This window comes from Methylobacterium indicum, from assembly GCF_001043895.1.
Taxonomy (GTDB): Bacteria; Pseudomonadota; Alphaproteobacteria; order Rhizobiales; family Beijerinckiaceae; genus Methylobacterium; species Methylobacterium indicum.
Genome location: NZ_JTHF01000427.1, coordinates 1 through 602, shown reverse-complemented (window position 1 = coordinate 602; position 602 = coordinate 1). Strand labels below are relative to the sequence as shown.

The 602-nt window shown below is 72.6% G+C and carries 1 protein-coding gene; it reads right to left on the bottom strand.

All coding sequences use genetic code 11. The features are described 5' to 3' along the window. Positions 1–602: PAS domain-containing protein (locus QR78_RS31085; RefSeq protein ID WP_048431501.1), on the bottom strand; the 602-nt coding region annotated here is incomplete at both ends.

Below are 602 nucleotides of genomic sequence, written 5' to 3'. Positions count from 1 at the left end.
GATCGCGCCGTCGGCGCTCTCGATCGGGACCGCGCGGCCGAGCATCCAGCGATACTGCCCGTCCCGGTGGCGCACCCGATAGGTCGTATCGAGCGGCGTCCCGCTCTGGCAGCAGGCCCGCCACAGGACCTCGACACCACCGCGATCATGCGGGTGAAGCGCATCGAGCCAGCCGAAGCCCCGGAGTTCGGCATCGGTCAGGCCCGTCCGGGCGCTGAGGCCGAAGGTCTGGAGGAGGCCGCCATCGGGCCCGGTACGCCATTCCACCGCCGCGCTGGCCTCCACCAGGGCGCGGTAGCGCTGCTCGCTCTCCCGCACGCCGTCGGGCTCGTCCTCGGCTCGCACCGGCACGGATCCCGAAGGCGGCGGCGCGATGTGGCGGAAACTCGGCTCGTAGCGGCCGAGGGGCAGGTCGATGCGCACGCCGATCGGGCAGGTGGGGTCGGCGTAGATCTGCTGCAGCACCTGCCGTAGGCGCCGGGCCTCGACCCGGACGATGGCGTCCGTCGCCGGATCGAAGCTGGTGGAGCGGCCGAGCGCGTCGGTTGCGATGGTGTAGGACTTGAGAAGGCTGCCGCGCCCGGCCAGGCTCTCGCGCACGA